Origin of the sequence: Bacteroides sp. ET489, from assembly GCF_030518095.1 — a bacterium.
Taxonomy (GTDB): Bacteria; Bacteroidota; Bacteroidia; order Bacteroidales; family Bacteroidaceae; genus Bacteroides; species Bacteroides ndongoniae.
This window is the reverse complement of sequence record NZ_JAULLJ010000010.1, coordinates 82,351-99,312: the sequence shown is the minus strand read 5'-3', so window position 1 is coordinate 99,312 and position 16,962 is coordinate 82,351. Positions and strand designations below refer to the sequence as shown.

Annotated in this window: 14 protein-coding genes; 13 read left to right on the top strand and 1 reads right to left on the bottom strand. The window is 45.6% G+C overall.

Going from position 1 to position 16,962, the window contains the following annotated elements; all coding sequences use genetic code 11:
- The first annotated feature begins 104 nt into the window (after positions 1-104).
- On the top strand, positions 105-662 hold the full coding sequence (locus Q3C19_RS08030) for a DUF4890 domain-containing protein (RefSeq protein WP_287641963.1): 558 nt from the start codon (positions 105-107) through the stop codon (positions 660-662).
- A gap of 120 nt (positions 663-782) precedes the next feature.
- On the opposite strand, the gene Q3C19_RS08025 is transcribed toward Q3C19_RS08030, so the two are convergent.
- Positions 783-3,296, bottom strand: a complete 2,514-nt coding sequence (locus Q3C19_RS08025) for a YfhO family protein (protein WP_302728459.1) — start codon at positions 3,294-3,296, stop codon at positions 783-785.
- 201 nt (positions 3,297-3,497) lie between these two features.
- Between Q3C19_RS08025 and Q3C19_RS08020 the strand changes: the two genes are divergently transcribed.
- From Q3C19_RS08020 to Q3C19_RS07965, 12 genes are all read left to right on the top strand, one after another.
- Positions 3,498-4,217 (top strand): 5'-methylthioadenosine/adenosylhomocysteine nucleosidase, encoded by a 720-nt coding sequence (locus Q3C19_RS08020; protein WP_302728457.1) that lies wholly within the window; start codon positions 3,498-3,500, stop codon positions 4,215-4,217.
- 1,237 nt (positions 4,218-5,454) lie between these two features.
- Complete coding sequence (locus Q3C19_RS08015) at positions 5,455-6,042, top strand: hypothetical protein (RefSeq protein ID WP_302728455.1); 588 nt, start codon at positions 5,455-5,457, stop codon at positions 6,040-6,042.
- Between the two features lie 57 nt (positions 6,043-6,099).
- The gene (locus Q3C19_RS08010) at positions 6,100-9,198 is read left to right on the top strand and encodes a tubulin-like doman-containing protein (protein ID WP_302728453.1); all 3,099 of its coding nucleotides are present in this window, start codon (positions 6,100-6,102) and stop codon (positions 9,196-9,198) included.
- 25 nt (positions 9,199-9,223) lie between these two features.
- The gene (locus tag Q3C19_RS08005) at positions 9,224-10,003 is read left to right on the top strand and encodes an Ig-like domain-containing protein (RefSeq protein ID WP_302728451.1); all 780 of its coding nucleotides are present in this window, start codon (positions 9,224-9,226) and stop codon (positions 10,001-10,003) included.
- Positions 10,004-10,064: 61 nt separating this feature from the next.
- A complete protein-coding gene (locus tag Q3C19_RS08000; protein WP_302728450.1) occupies positions 10,065-11,147 on the top strand; it encodes a hypothetical protein in 1,083 nt (360 codons plus the stop codon).
- A gap of 10 nt (positions 11,148-11,157) precedes the next feature.
- The gene (locus Q3C19_RS07995) at positions 11,158-11,883 is read left to right on the top strand and encodes a hypothetical protein (protein ID WP_302728449.1); all 726 of its coding nucleotides are present in this window, start codon (positions 11,158-11,160) and stop codon (positions 11,881-11,883) included.
- Between the two features lie 231 nt (positions 11,884-12,114).
- A complete protein-coding gene (locus Q3C19_RS07990) occupies positions 12,115-12,915 on the top strand; it encodes a hypothetical protein (protein WP_302728448.1) in 801 nt (266 codons plus the stop codon).
- Between the two features lie 27 nt (positions 12,916-12,942).
- Complete coding sequence (locus Q3C19_RS07985; RefSeq protein ID WP_302728446.1) at positions 12,943-14,451, top strand: hypothetical protein; 1,509 nt, start codon at positions 12,943-12,945, stop codon at positions 14,449-14,451.
- 27 nt (positions 14,452-14,478) lie between these two features.
- Positions 14,479-15,255, top strand: coding sequence for a hypothetical protein (locus Q3C19_RS07980; RefSeq protein ID WP_071148107.1), 777 nt, complete (start codon positions 14,479-14,481; stop codon positions 15,253-15,255).
- 136 nt (positions 15,256-15,391) lie between these two features.
- Entirely contained in the window at positions 15,392-15,802 is a 411-nt protein-coding gene (locus Q3C19_RS07975; RefSeq protein WP_302728444.1) for a hypothetical protein, read from the top strand.
- 6 nt (positions 15,803-15,808) lie between these two features.
- Positions 15,809-16,213: a DUF4878 domain-containing protein gene (locus Q3C19_RS07970; RefSeq protein ID WP_302728442.1), complete on the top strand. Its 405-nt coding sequence runs from the start codon at positions 15,809-15,811 to the stop codon at positions 16,211-16,213.
- Between the two features lie 83 nt (positions 16,214-16,296).
- A complete protein-coding gene (locus Q3C19_RS07965) occupies positions 16,297-16,953 on the top strand; it encodes a YiiX/YebB-like N1pC/P60 family cysteine hydrolase (protein ID WP_302728440.1) in 657 nt (218 codons plus the stop codon).
- Positions 16,954-16,962: the final 9 nt, after the last annotated feature.

Sequence of the window (16,962 nt, the reverse complement as noted above, 5' to 3'; positions counted from 1 at the left end):
CACAAGATTATTCAATTAGTCGATAAAACTCGCCAATTAGTAGATTCGATTTTTGCAGTCTCGTTGAATCATTTACATTTGCATCGGATTAAAACGAAAAGCTTATGAAAAGATATGCTTCATTATGGTTACTGGCTGTTTGCCTAACATGCGGTGCAGTTCAGTTACAGGCACAAGAGCCCGAACCGAGAGCAGAACAAAAAGAACTTCCGCGCGAAGTTCCCTCACCTGAAAAGGCTGCCCAACGGATTACAGATCAAATGCAGAAAGAACTGCAACTGACCGACAAACAATATAAGAAGGTGTATAAACTGAACCTGAAGGAGCAGAAAAAAATCTTTTCGACCCGGCTGGCAGGAATGCGTCCGCCAATGGGAGCTATGCCCGATATGAACGGCGAACGTCCGCCAATGCCGATGGGCGAAGGTGGAATGATGCCTGGTATGGGTGGTGGCCGTCCACCGATGGGTGGTCCGGGAATGCCTCACATGGCTAAAGATTCTGCTGAAGAGTTGCAGAAAGCTGCTGCCAGCAAAGAGAAGAAACTGAAGAAGATTCTGACTGAAGAGCAGTTTGCCAAGTGGCAGAAAATGCGGGATGAACAGAAACCGCCTCGTAGACCGCACAACAATGCAGAGGCTCCCCAGAAAGATAAAATCTGAATCTTGTAATCTATTTGAAACAAAAAGAAGAGACTCTCTCTAAATAGCGTTTTTTCATGTATTATTGACTTCGGCCGCCCTTACCTGTGAAGGTAGGGGCGGTTTTCTGTCTATTATGATTTAAGCTTCCTTTGCACATTTTCTCCGTTCCATCCATACAACTGCAATCACTCCTATCAGCAGCAGGATGAAGGCTCCGTAGGCAATACCTTCGGTCACGTGCAGGCTTTGCGGGTCGAAGCGCATCTCGATGGTGTGCTTGCCGGCGGGTACGTACAGGGTACGCAGAATGTAGTCGGCACGACCCAGTTCGGCTTTCTGGCCGTCGATAGTTACCTGCCAGCCGTCAGGATAGTATATTTCGGAAAATACTGCAATACCGTCGCCGCTGTTTTCGGTTTCGTACGTCAGGCGGTTGGGCGCGTAGCTAGTCAGGCGGATGGCGGACAGGCTGTCCTTATGGGCATCGGTCATGCCTTTCAGTGCGTCCTTGAAGCGTTTGTCCACAACGGCTGTTTCGGTGGGCAAAATGTCGTGCAAGGCATCTATTTCCTGATTGGCATTGTCCACATACTGTACGTTGTTCACAAACCAGGCATTTCCGTAGGCAAAGGGGTTGCGCATGGGCATAGTTTCGCCTTTCTGTCCGGCGGGGAAGATGAAGTAACGGGTGTTCAGCATGTTCAGTACGCGGAATTTGCTTGGGTCGATGCTGTCTACCTCTCCGGCCGAAGTGGCAAACTCGCGGTAGGCGGCCTGCATTTCACCACTGATGTGGTGGTCTATCATTTCCTGATAGCGGCGAAGCTTGGCAGCGTGGTATCCGCCCACGCTCTTGTGCCAGTAGGAGGTGTTGTTCTCGTTGAAGGTGTTCGAGGCGAGGTTCAGCACGCGGTAGTCGGCGTCCTTGTCCTGCAGGATCTGTTCGTCGGCCGGCGTCTTGCTGAAGCTCTCGGTGCGGATGGAGCGGGACACGAACTGTTCGTCGTTCAGGTAGCGCTTGTTGACGCTCCACATGTCCACCAGGCAGAGCACGGCGATGCCGGCCACGGTGAACGACTGCCGCAGCTTGCCCGTGGTGTAGAGCATGAGCAGCAGCAGGCCGATGGCGATGATGAGGAAGCTGCGCAGGGCGTCGGCCTGTACCAGGGCGGCGCGCATCTCGCCCAGATTGGCCAGGATGCCGTTCAGCTCACTGGCCGGAATCATGCCTCCGTCGACGGCCTGTTGCAGCATCTGCGCCTCCTGGGCAGGCACGTAGGAACCGCCCGACGAGGGTATGGCATACCACAGGGCCACGCCGGCCGTCAGCAGCAGGCTGATGCCCAGGGCCTTCAGGTTGGCGCGCAGCACGGTGGGCTCTTCCAGTATCTTCTTCAGTGCGAAGATGGCCAGCAGAGGAATGGTGAATTCAGCTATGACGAGGATGGACGACACGGCGCGGAACTTGTTGTACATCGGCACGTAGTCGATGAAGAAGTCGGTCAGCGGCATGAAGTTCTTACCCCACGACAGCACGATGGAGAACAGTGTGGCTCCGATGAGCGCCCACTTCAGCGGCCCTTTCACGATGAAGCAACCCAGCAGGAAGAGGAACAGCACGAAAGCGCCTACATAGACAGGACCCGACGTCATGGGCTGGTCGCCGAAGTACTGCGTCAGGCTGCCATAGAGGCCGCTGTACATGGGGTTGGCTTTCGACATGGCCGTTTCGCTCATCGACAGGGGCACCGAAGCGCCGCCTTTGAAGTTGGGGACAAGCAGCGTCCACGTCTCGCCGACGCCGTAGCTCCATTGCGTGATGTAGTCGCGGTCCAATCCGCTGCTGGTCTGCTTGGCGGCATCGCCCGTCTGCACCAGCTCGCTCTTGCCGCGCATGGTTTCTTTACTATAAGTATAGGTATGATACAGGTTCGACAGATTGGTGGCGACGCCTATCAGTGCGGCCACTACCAGCACGGCGCTTGCCTTGAAGAACTGGGGCAGGGTCTTTTCGCGCCACGCCTTCTCGAAGTAAGCGCCTACGATGAACAGGATGACGAACAGGAAGTAGTAGGACATCTGTACGTGGTTGGACGACACCTGCAGAGCCACAAAGATGGCAGCCAGGATGCCTCCGGCCAGCAACCGGCCCCGATAGGCCAGCACAATGCCCGCCAGCGTGGGCGGAATATAGGCCAGCGTGACAAACTTCCAGATGTGCCCCGCCGAAATAAGAATGAAGAAATAGGACGAGAAAGCCCACATCACGCCCCCTAAGCCAGCCAGCCAGACGGGGATGCCGAAGGCTCGTAGCAGAATATAGAAGCCCAGCATCAGAATAAACGTCAGGTAGACGTAGTTGGGCAGAAACAGCCGATAGACTTTCTGAATCCATTGCAGCGGCTGTGCCGAGTCGTAGGCAGGCGTTATCTGGTAGGTAGGCATACCGCCGAAGATGGAGTTGGTCCAGCGGGTGCGTTCGCCGGTCTGGTTGTAGTACTCGGTGGCTTCCTGGCTTGCGCCTACTCCGGCCACGGTGTCGTGTTGGAAAAGCACGCGGTCTTCTACGTCGGCCGGAAAGAAGTAGGCAAACGATATCAGGATGAAGGCCACGATGGCAATCACGTCGGGTAGAATTTTCTTCAGTGTCATAATCTTCTTCTTGATTGATAATCCGTGCAAAGATAACGCATCCCCTCGTATTTTCCACATATCGTGCCGACGTATTTCGCTGAAATGTCGTACTTTTGCCGGAGCGATGAGCCACAAGCCGCGGGCGGCAAGCGATGAGCTGTGGGGCTGAGGCTTGGCTTATGCAAAGAATTGCTTACCCATAAAGACTGTATAGAAACAATGAAAATAGGTATTATCAGCGCAATGGACAGCGAGCACCGCCAGCTGGCGGGCCGTCTGTCGGAGAAGAAAGAGAGCGGCGAGGGCCGTTTCCGTTATGTAGAAGGCCTGCTGGGCCAGAACGACGTGGTACTAACGCAGTGCGGCATCGGCAAGGTGAACGCCGCTGTAGGGGCGGCCGAACTGATACGCCGCCATCGTCCCGACTGCATTGTCAGCACCGGTGTGGCGGGAGGCATTGATACCTGCCTGCGGGTGGGCGACGTGGTGGCCAGTAACCGTCTGGTGTATCACGACGTCTATTGCGGCAACGACGGAACCAGCTACGGACAGGTACAGGGCATGCCCTTGTATTACGAAGCCAGCACCCCGCTGCTGCAACACGCCCTGAGCCTGAACGACGGTGCCGGACTGGAAAGCCGCATACACGGCGGACTTATCTGTACGGGCGACCGTTTTGTGGAAGCCGCCGCCGAACTGGCCGACATCAAGAGCCATTTCCCCGAAGGACTGGCCGTCGACATGGAGTCGGCCGCCATTGCACAGACGTGCTTCATCTATGGTGTACCTTTCCTCAGCTTCCGCATCATCAGCGACACACCAGGAGCGCACGACGACAACTTTTCGCAGTATCGTGACTTCTGGGCCACGATGGCCGAGCGTTCGTTCCGCACCACCTGGGCTTTCCTAGAAGGACTTGGTGAGGTGAAACAGCTTTGATTTCCGCCTCCTTCGAGCCGTACAAGTGCGGCTCGCGAGAGACACTTGTGTTGTTCACGAGCCACACTTGCATGGCTCATGAACGACACTTGCGATCCAGAAAATGGTACAAGCAATGATTGACAACCGCCCCCAAAAGGACTTTACGAAAAGGCAACTTTTTCCAGCGCCAAACGCCCCAATTCATTTTGACGACAACTAGCCCTTATACAACAATTCTTCGATACTTCCCTTACCCCATCATCCCTCTACCGACCAATACGTGAAACACAAAATCCACGCACAAACACGTTTCAACAAAAAGATTTAAGATTCACGTTTCACAGCAACTCGCTATTTATTAAGCACTTACTGTGAAACGTCACGGAGAAGAATTATAGAAGATGTAGGTTCACATAGCCTAAAACATGAAATATTAAGTTATACAAGAAGCTATCTAAAAAAGAGAGAAAGAGCAAAATATTACCTCATTATATTTAACTAATAATACATACAATACATATCACAAAAAATCAATTAAAGAATAATGTTTCGTTAGGAAAAATAGTTAAGATGAAACAGCTGCAGAATAGTAGCACTAAATAATGTTAATAAAAGGCTTAATCTTTCATGATTTTATACTAATAAAAAAAGAATCATTACATTTGCCGTGTTCTCATGTGAAAATCCTTTTGTTTTTGTTAAAATACAAAAGGAATGCCCCCACGCCGAAGCAACATATAGAGAAGCGAAAATCTATGTGATGTGGTATTGGGAGGGTCAATGAGGACAGACATATGAAGGCGTTTACTTGACGCTCTGTTCTTGACGAACTGGAATCTCGCAAATTACGGTATTGTAGTCTTGAACTTAGCAACGGTAGATGCCCCGGGTGTGATTATATCACGGCCCATGGTATATCGTATAAGCATGTATTGCATCCTTTTGGCATGCAAGTGTGTTTATATATGATTGTACCGTGTGGCTAACGTATATTCATATCGGCGTGGGCTCTGACGTTGTCTGTTCGACTACAATAGGCAATGCGAGAGCCTCGGTTCGTGGAATGGACAACAGGACGATTCCACGCTTTTTTATGTCCGTATTTAACCTTTTTACGGTACTAAAAATGAATAAGATATGAACACACCTTGTAATGTGAATCCTGTAGAATTTGGATATTCGTCCAATATCAGCCACTACGCCAAAGCCCTTGTAAGAAAGAATAGTGTGAACCTTCTAAAATAGTTTCACAGCAATGGGCATTTTCTTTTCTATTTTGAGCGAAGGCATCACCTGCCTTTTCTATGGCATTGTAATCACAGCTTTCATCATGGCCACGCTCTATTTCATCCTTTCCACTTTGAGCAAAGGTACTGTCCGTTCCATCCCATTTTTCATAACCGGTCCTATTCTGGCATTGCTACTTATGGTCAATATGACCCTCTTGGTTGGAGCCTTCACAGTAAAGAGCGAAACAGAATCCATGCGCTTGTGGCTGACGCAGCGACTTGACGGCATCCACGGAACAGCCGATCTTCAATCCAGTCAGCAAGTAGGCGATATGCTGAACGAACAGTTCCCCTTATCCGGATGTTTCCTCAACCTGTTCGACATGAGCGGGCACCCAATAGAAGAATTACCACAGGTATTTTACGAGGTAATTAATGAAGAAATGAACAGCATGATATGGAGCAGACTATTCTGGTCATTAGGATTCATTATAGCGGCCATGCTTGTAGCCTTGTATTTCGACAAAGGAGAAGGTAACCGCAACAATGGCAAAAGCAAAAGGGGAACTAAAGGAGTCCGAACAAATCCCCGGAAGAATTTTGACGATTTCTGATATTCTTCAAATCGGCTAATACAAAATGTAAAGATAACAATATAAAAATCAACAAATATGGCAAACCATCTAATCATCGGACTTGGCGGCACCGGAGGCAAAGTGCTGCGTGAGTTAAGAAAACGAGTGTATGAAGAGTTCCACGGCAATGACCCCGGTAATGGAGTCTTTTTGGACTATGTATATGTAGACTCTTCTCCATCGGATTTGGAAGACCGCACCGGCTGGAGCGTATTAGGTAAAAGCGTACATTTAGGCACGGCACAGAAAGTCAACATCAACGGTATCGGTACAAGCGTGCTTGGCAATATCAACCTGTATCCGGGGTTGAAGGGATTCCTCAACCCCACCGACCTGCAATTGATGCAGCAAGAGATGGGAGCCCTGATCAGTGCGGGCATAGGTGGACAACGCCGCCGGTTGGGACGAACGCTGATGGCGAACAATATCTTCGACAAAAACAATCCGGGCAATTTCGAACAAGTAATCCGTGGTGCCGTACAACGAATCCAGCAAGCCAGCGGCAACGAAGACATCACCTTCCACATTTGTGCCGGTCTGGCAGGAGGAACAGGTTCCGGCTCCATCATCGACGCAATCGCCCAGATAAGGACATGGTTTCCTTACCAACAAGATACACATGCGTTCAAAATCCGTCTGTTCCTTTACACACCGGAACGAACCTTGGTCAGTGCCAAGCACGATGCGGGTTTCTACCAAGCCAACGGTTATGCAGCCCTGACCGAGCTGAACGCGCTGAGCATCGGCAAGTATCACCCTACGGATGTTAAAGGAGAAAAAGATCTCTTTTCCGGTGAAATCCGCCGGTTGCTCGAAAACCAAGAAGCTTTCGAAGTGGCCTATATTTACACCAATGTCAACGAGCAGGGAAAGGTATTGGATTTGTCGCAAGGACTGCCTGCCGCAGTAGCAGACTTCATCTTCCAGACTACCATTGCCAGCGAAATGGGTGGAACTAACGGACAGCTGAACCGATTGGTGGGTTGCGAGAACGACGGTGCCGAACCCGAAAAGAACCAAGCCGGTGAAATAGCCCACAGCCGCAAATTCCTTTCGTTCGGCATCACACGGGTAGAATTTCCCGAGGCGGAAATCCGGGAATTCATGACCTACAGCTATGCACTGCAAGCCGCACGCCAGCTAACCTATAACATGTGGCAAGATGGAATAGGCTACGGAGAACGCACCATGGAAGAAGTAGGCATGGGCTTTGCAGACGAAATTCAAAACAAGAAAAACCGGGAAGGTCTAATGCTAAGCAACAATTACTTGACCTTAGCCAAACCGATTGTGGAAAGCCCGGCAACAAAAAGATGGAAACTGTTTGACGAAACTTGGGAAGCACGTACTCAGGCTGAAGCCGATGATGTCATGGCCACTGTGGACAAAAAACAATGGCTGAGCAATTTTTCAACCCGCTGCGAAGAATTCTTTAACCAACAGTTCCGCCAACATGGAGTGGTTAATTTCTACAAGATACAGCAACAGGAACGTAAAGGTTATGCCCGCACCATCCGTCGCCACATTGAAAAAAAACTGTTCGACGAATGGGTCAGCGGTGCGGAAAACAGTAAAAGTATCCTGGAAATTGAAAAATACACCCGCCTCTTAATAGAAAACTGCAGCAGCCGCGTAGCCGAATTCGACACACAAAAGGCAAGATTAGAAGAAGAGCAGGAAAACCTGAGTCAGCAAATTAACGAAATCAATCAAAACTGGGGAGGCATAGGATTTTTGAGAGGGTTGATGAACAAGCATCAGGAAGTATTCTCGCAATACAAAGCAACCAAGAGCGAATATTATGCAGCTGCCACCCGAGTAGTTGCATACGGCTATGCCAAAGAACTGCTTCAAGACATCATCGAGGAGCTGGGACGAATGCTGGACGGCATTTTAGCTTTCAAAGATGAGCTAAACGCTATCAACGAAGAAGTGTTGAAGCAAGCATCCAGCAAATGCCAGACAAACGAAGAACAGAAAGATACAGATATTAAGAAATATAACCCGGAAGCCGTCCGCAATATTTGCCGGCAATTCATCAGCAATAAAGAAGAAATGTCTTCGAATGCGGCTTCTATCCGTACCCGTATGGTGGCTAATCTGGGAGAAGATGGAGAACGTACATTTGCCAATCTTTACGACAAAACCGATTACGAATCAGCCATTGACATCGTGCTGGATGTTTGCCAAGAAAATGCGCTGCGCAACATGGAGAATGCTGCCAAGAGCGACCCACTCAACAAAATGGTAGGAGTCAACATCTTGGAGAAGCTGAAATCGGAGCTGAACACGGAGGAAAAGATGGAACAATTTGTCAAACTCGTCACCCAGACATCGCGTACATACGTCCAGTTCGATCCTACCGAACGTGCCATGGTCATACCCGGAAACGTTGGAGCCATGATGCCAATGGTGCAGTTGGCTTTGCCGGAAGCCGATGAACGTACAAGCGATTTCCGCCAGAAACTGATTGATGCTTTCAGGAAAGAAGTATCCGGATTTGACCCCAAACAGGATGTTGCAGTCAACTACAAAGACAATCAGATTGTAGTCATTTCTGCCAACTCCGGTTTCCCGCTCCGTTTCTTGGCCAATGTCAAGACTGCCAAGGAAAAATACGATGCCTTGGTAACCAGACAGAACGAGAAACATCAGCTGAATACGATGGTTCTGCATACGGAAAGTTTCAAAGAAGAGCTGCCCGACCTCTACGAAGAAAGTCCTGAAATTACCAAATATAAGATGGTAAAACCGCTTATGTTAGCCTATGCCTTAGGTATCGTTGCCGAGCAACAGGATCCTGTCACACAAGCCAAGTTCGATGCCATCCGTATTCCCGACGAGACCTTTGGAGACACTTGGAAACCCATGGGGAAAGGATTCGTGGAATCGTGGAACGCATTAGGACAAGATTTCAAATTGGCTCAATTACTGAAAAAGCAGGTAGACATCGAACTGACGAAGCAGGCACGCAGCAACGACCAGAAAGCCGTTCTTCGCAAGGCCATCGGTCAGGTTGTCCAGACCAAGATTCTGCCAAGTTCGCTTTGCGAGAACAACCAGTTCAACCCGAACTACACGAAGTTCCGCAACCTGGCAATGGAAATCATTACGGAAAAATTACAAGACTTATAATTAACCTACTTAAAAACGAAACAATATGGCAATTAAAAAAGGTATATGCAAGAACTACGGTGAATGTGACAAAGCTGACAGCAAACCGCCCGTAGTACAAGAGGCTGACAGTACAAACTTTGTGTGCGAAGAGTGTGGAAAACCTTTAACTGAATGTAAAGAAGGTCCCGTAACTGGTGGCAATAAATTAAAGGCTATTTTGGCAGCAATCGCTGGTCTGGCTGTTGTCGGAGGAGGTGGAGCTTACTATTTCCTGTCTTCTGGCGACACCACTCCACAGCCGGAACAAGTTACGCTAACGAAGTCGGCATCGGAACTAAATGTAGGTCAAACAGACACCTTGCAAGCAACGGTGACTCCCAAAGAAGCAACAGCACAATTGGAATGGACATCGAGCGACGCAAGCATCGTAAGCGTCGATAATGGTATAGTCAAAGCACTGGCTGAAGGTAAAGCCCAAGTAAGTGTACAAGTGGCAGGAGCAGAGGAACTGACAGACGTTTGTACCTATACGGTCACTAAAAAGGAAGAAGAGCCGGAAGGAGAAACAGGAGGCGAAGGTGGAGGCGAAAAACCATCAACAGATATAAATTTAGGCTACGCTTCTTACCAAGGCGACACAAAGAACGGGAAGCCGCATGGCAATGGTACCCTGATGTTCAAGTCCAGACACCTCATCCCCGGCACCAAAGACAGCTATGCCGAAGCAGGTGAGCAGGTTATCGGTGCCTTCCGGGACGGTGAAATCAATATGGGCACTTTGTACCAGAAAAACGGCAACCGAGTAGTCGTAAAACATAAATAAGAAACTATTTATTAACAATACGATGAGAAAGACTGGTTTTTGCTTCATATGCTTGTTCCTCATGCTACATACAGTGGCATGGGGACAAGTACAGTATGCAACCGCACGCTTGCAATCGATGGCACAACAGCTGCCAATTGACTGGAGCAAACTGGTCTATGGGGAAAACAATGGTTTTACGTATTCTGGCCATCCATTGACAATTTACGTAAATGAATGGAATGAAGTAACGCACATCGGATACAAGCTGTTCCCGGCAGACATTCGCAAAAGCAGTCCCTCTCCCGTTTACGATTTCCTGGAAAGGTATTTTCTGGAACTCGATTTGCTAAAAGACATTGACAAATCCATGCGGTTGGCGCTTGACAAAGTACAGCTGAATGTAAAGACTCCAGAAATCATCCATACGCTTGACGGAACGGAGAAACTGCAAGTGGATATGCTCAGTCTGAAAAGGTATCAGGTATCATGGTCGAGAAACGACCGGAATGTATTAACCGTTGCTTTTGACATGGACTATCAGCTTCTGTCAGGATGTAATGCGATTGAAGCCGAGAAGAAATTAATACGCGAACTCCGGCGTTATCGCCAGCAAGAGATATATGAACCAACCGACGATCTGCCGGAAACAGATGTAACCGGCAACAACTTTTGGCAAGTAGACAAAGGAAGCTACATTTTAGACGAGATTCGCCATACATTGTATTACGAAAGAAAGGAAAAGGAAGAATGGAGCTTAGTTTGCGATATTTCTCATCCCATATGGAGCACGTTCAACCTGATGTTATCTACAAATATCGAGCATCAATACAACCTTGATATGGTAGTCGACCTATACGGTTATCATCAGACAGAGTTAACTATTCCTTTAAAGAAATGGATTGCTTTCTGCCTCGACCAAGGATGTAAAACGTATGTGGGAATTAAGACCCACCAAGATAAAACGATAACCGGTACAGTATTTATGGTCAATGAGAAAATGGGGTATAATCACATGCTCACAATCGAATTGGACAAAGACATCATCGCTCGTCGTAAAGGGGACATTCATTCGCGTCTGTATGCCTATATTCCCTTACACAATGTATCGGACGATTATTTCCAGTCCTATACAAAAGTACCTAATGTTGACACTCTAAAATAACTATAAAAGAATGAAATACGTATTTTGCTTTTTATGGTCATTATTGATTGCCTTTCCGTGCATTGCACAAACAAGCAATGCAGAGGCAAAGGCTCAAATCAATAAAATTAAAAAAAGTTCTTCATACTTATATGGAGAAGCAACGTTGGCATCCACGGAAGATGCCATAAAATTGGCCAATGAAATATTAAGAGAAGAAATAGACGCTTGGATTCAAGAAAAGAAAAAACTCCGCGAATCCAATAATGTCGTAATTAAGAATATCAACGAAGTTTCCCAGCAGATGACACTGCCCAGAGGAAACATGCACCGTGCTTTTGTCTACGTGAAAAAGAGCGATATCATTCCATCAGATAATGTAACGGTGGTAGCTACCGAAAATGCCCCAAACAATTCACGCACAGAGGCCAGTACTCCCAATACCAACAAAGCTCCCTCAAAAAGCGGACTGACATCAACTCAGGAAACTACTTTGGAAGCTATCCTAAAGCTAACAGATTTTAACCAATTGAAAGATTGTCTGACTTCTTTAAAACGAGAAGGGAAAATAAAAGAATACGGAAAATACTCCTCCCTCACGCAACCTGCTAACTACTACCTTATCGTATACAACCGACAAGGAATAATAGAAGCAGTCCTGGCACCTGGAAAAGATACTCGCACAAATCTGAAAACAAAAGGTACCGACAGCATTGGCAATTACAAAGGAAGAGGTGCTATTGGATTTAAATTTTAATATTCAACTATTTATATTATTTAGTACATGAAGAAGTTTTTAATACTATTCTGTTTACTCTGCTTGTACGGCGGCATCCAAATAGATGCCCAAACGGTAACGGTCACTCTTACCACAGACTCAAGTTTTGATAATCCTGCGATGATTGAAAAGTTAGAAACCAATTTAGGTAGAGTTTTGACTGAAATCAACCGGGCACAAAAAGAAAACCGTCCACTAAATTTAGTAGGTATGCCACTAAATGAATTTGCAGCCAACTCACTATCTATGCTTTGGGCAAACATCCATTTCTATTGCGATGACGAAGAAGTAGTAGAAAGATGCTGGCCATTAACCAATGGTTACCTGCTTCGCCGCATACCACTCATTATCACCCCCGAAGGTGAAGAATTCGGAAGCGGCACTTATCAGGAGGCAATCGTGGAATTCACACCATCAGGCACCATCTCCGACTTCCGTTTTGCTTTGGATGCACAATTGGGTGAAAGTATGGAAAAAGGTGGCAACGGCGTAGTAGAAACAGAAAGACGTATGAAGATTCTCAGCTATTGCGAACGCTTCCGAACAGCTTATAACACTAAAGACCTGAACTTCCTGAACCAGATTTTCAGCGATGATGCATTAATCATTACAGGAACAGTAGTAAAAACCAAACCGAACGAAATGGGAATAGGAGGAGAAAAAGTCCTGTACAAGAAACAGAACAAACAGCAATATCTGGCCAACCTTAAACGGGCTTTCTTACGCAACAAATGGATAGATGTCAAATTTTTCCAAATCGGAGAAAAAGGAGAAACCGGTGGACCGGATGCCATTACACGCTCTACCGAGAATCCCAATATGTACGGAGTGCGCCTACGTCAGGAATGGCGTTCAAGCAATTATAGCGACGAAGGCTACGTGTTCTTGCTATGGGATTTCACTGTTGAGGAAGCACCGGTCATCCATGTCCGTACGTGGCAACCGGAATGGGTAGGCGGACAGAAACTCCCAGAAAACGATATATTTTCTTTAAGTGATTTCGATTTATAATGATTTATAACAACAATGCGAATAATAATGAAAAATAAACTAATATTGATCATTTGGGGGCTTATTCTGTTTTCGCTTCCCACTATTCAAGCTCAAAATGTGTTCATGACAATCGATGAACAGACGGAATTACAACGCTACATGGACCTTGGAGGCAAAGCATCTGCCGTATTCGTATCTTCCATGGAGGATCTGGTCATCGTATCGAACAAAAAAGAAGATAAGTTTACACAGAAGAAAAACGGACAAATGTACGAATACGAAACGCAAATTGATATTACGGATGGCGACAGAACCTTCAAGGTTATGCGTAAAAATACCGCATTAACTGCAGAAGTAAAGAAGATATTTACTAAAAAAAACCAACGCTATTATTTTAAGGTCGAAGCCGTAGCCAATCCCATCATCTTGAATGAGCAGGGCGGCAGGGCAGAAGCTTATCTGGTTGACGGCAAAGCATGCGTGGAGTTTACAACTGCAATAGAAAACTTAAAGGTGAAACATCCCCAAGGACTGCCTTGCACCATCCAACATTCCAAATCGGAAGCAGGTGCCTATGTCACATCGGTTATTGTAGACATGGTCGTTTTTGATAAGCTCCGCAATGCCATGACCCAGGCTGCCGAAGAATATGGTGCACAAGATGAGAAAATCCAGGAAATGGGAGAAAAAGGAATAGAAATTCCTGAAGCAGAATGGCAAAAGCTTGATGAGCTACAGAAAAAGACAGATGCTGCCGATGTTGCTTTCAACTCCATCTCCTCGCTCACGGTATATACGGATAACTCCAATTACCTGTCCGTGTCCATCAGAGATTTATCTGTAAAGCAGAAATTACTGTACGGAATTCTTCCGTTGCTCGAAAAGGTTGAAATCTATAACCGCAGTTATGACCAGTATGTGGGCAGTGCGCAGCAGGCTGAAAAAAGTAGAAAATTCAATACCGCACAAGAATTTTACGAACAAGGGGCAAATGCAACCGATGCAACCGAAGAAGAAAAGTCTGCATGTCGAGCCAAAGCCTTGGAAATGAAAGAATGTGCAGGTTATTGGAACATGGCCAACCAAGTCTTGAAGAAACTTAAAGAACTTCAAGGACAGGGAGGTAGAGCCGATTATGGAATGATTGAAGAATGTTATGAAGTAGCCATAGCTAACTATGAATCTCTATACAAAATACGAAACGATGAAGAATTCCAAAGACGAGCTACCGTATTAAAAAATGCATTAGACAGACTTGGGTTAGTTATAGAAGGTAGCGTTGTCAAAACCGACATGAAACAAGGGCGTTTGCTTGAAGAACCAGCTACGGACGTATCCATTTACGCATGCACAAGTGGGTTTAATAAAGACATGAAAAAAGGAAAACACGGAACATATATAGGTAGAGTGGACGCAAAAGGAAATTTCCACGTACAAGTAGACCGATATGTTTATGCCGGTCTCCTATTTGTGCCTGATGATGGAAAAAATAATACTTGGGTCTCACTTCATGAACGAAAGCACCTGAAAACAAAAGTAAGAATAAAAGAATAACAATTGTCTAACTAAATATCTACAAAAATGAAACGTTTAATTAATTTAATGCTATTGGTTCTTGCAATAGCAGTGGCTGCACCTACTTCTATGCAAGCCCAAAAGAAAAAAGAAAAAAAAGAAAAAAAGGCAAAGAAAGAGTTTGTCTGGGAACTGCCAGAACTTACTAAAAACAAGGATTTCGACAAATATCTTCTTACCTGCGATACGCTAAACAACCGAATTCGCGCATATTGTGACAGCATTGTCTTTTATGAAGTGAAGAAAATCCAAGAGACAGATGCTAATGGCAATGTCATAATGGACGAAAACGGCAAACCCAAAGAAATTTATGCCGTAGTAGATAATGAAAATCACATTCGGGGTTCAAAAGAAGCGATATTCCAGTATGCGGATATGATTCTGAGTGGCACAAGTATCATTTTAGACATGGCAAACATAACTGTACTTACAGCAACCGCCACTACAGCCCTTCCTTCATTAGGTCTGAAAGCACTTTCTTACGGGAAGTATCTGAAGGCTGGTCCCATTATGGCCAAAGATGGTGCTGTAGAAATAAAAGAAATCGTAAGTAAATGTAGAACACAAGCAAAAGCCATCCGCGCTTATAAAAACAGTTTCACGGAATCTGGTGAATTAATTGACCCTCAAGCAGATGTTTCTAATTTGGAAGGTGTCAATCTGAATGATGTACCTACTATCACAAAACCCTCCGAAGAATTGGCACAAGAACTGGAAAAAGCAAAGCAAGAAAATGCCAATGCGAAAGATGCGGATGAGGACGCATTTGAGGATATAGCCTGATGTAAGGGTTCTCAACTTTAACTAAACCAAACTTTGCTGGTATTCAAACGAAAAGAGCTAAAACCATTTCACACAAAACAAGTGGCAGGCTTTAGCTCTTTTCACCAAGCATTTAAAGCCACAAAAACTTAAAATTATGAAGAAACTTTTATTTATCCTGCTCTGTGTGGTAGTGGGGTGTACCGCCACTTCCAAGCAATCATCACCATTTAAAGGTGAATGGAAACAAGAAACAGCCGAAGAACTCAATGTACTGAAAATAGACCTGTATGAGAAAACGGTAAAGCTACCTGACGAAAGCGGTTCCTGCTTCGGGTATCTGCAAACCGAAAACGAGTATGCCGCCGATTACTGGATTATAGACGAAGTGACAAATATTACCAAAGATTCGGCCAATGTAAAAGTATACAGTTGGCGCTATGGAAGTCCCGATGACAAAAATGATCGTGTTCTACTCTATAACTCCAATGAGCATACGATAACTGTAAAGCAGGAAGAACACAGCTTTACTCTTTCTCCAACAGAAAATAATAATAACAATCAATAAAATATTATGAAGAAATTAATTACCTTAAGTTTCCTTGTAGTAGCTGTTTTGAGCTTTATTTCGTGTTCACCAAGTAGTCCAGGAAAGGCATTGAAAGGTTACTTGAATGATTTGGCAGACGAAGATTACGAATCTTTTATAGAAGGCGTATATTTTCCAGAAGATATGGATGAACAACGTAAAAAGAAAGATGAAGCTCAGCTGTTAGCAATAATCAAAGAGAAAGGAGCCAAAGAATATGAGAAAAAAGGAGGAGTGAAGAGCATCGAGATTTTATCAGAAACCATTTCGGAAGACGGCAAATCTGCAGTCGTGGAATATAAACAAACCTTCGGCAACGGAGAAGAAGAAAAACAAAGCCAAAAGATGATCAAGAAAGATGATAAATGGTTTATTGACATGAGAAAATAGTATATATACAAACTCTTTATATCAGAAGATTATAAAAGATATAATTCTTATTATCGCAGCAATTTTATAATCAGCCGCATGAAATGAAAAAAAAGAATACAATAATAAATGCTCATTTGCTCTTAGAATTTATTATTGTGGCAGTTTTGTTATGGGGATGTTCCTCCACTCCCCATAACAAAACCGGCTTTTTACCCACAATACCCAAAGAAACTTTGCGTTCGGGCGATATTGTTTTCCGGCAAGGCGCAGGGCTGACAAGCCGCATTGTACAAAAGGCAGACAAGAATGGGGTATATTCGCATGTGGGAATTGTGGTGCTCGATAAGAACGGAGATTGTATGGTCATCCACGCAGTACCTGATGAGCCAGATTACCAAGGTGATGTTGATAGGGTAAAACTGGAACATATAGATGATTTTTTCGGAAATGGGAAAGCCATATGCGGAGCTGTGATGCGAGTGGACGTGGATTCTGCCAAAGCCGCTCGGGCAGCAACCCATGCCTTAAATATATTTCAGCGGAATACCCTGTTCGACCATCAATATGACCTATCTGACACGACTCAAATGTACTGCACCGAATTGGTTTACTTTGTTTATAAGAAAGAAGGGGTGACGCTGGCGGATATTGAGAACACTTTAGCAATACCTATAATAAACAAAAAGTGCTTATTGCCCGGCGATTTATTAGAGGGCAATCACTTGTCAATGCTGACACAATTCCAGTGCTCTAACTAATTTAAATTA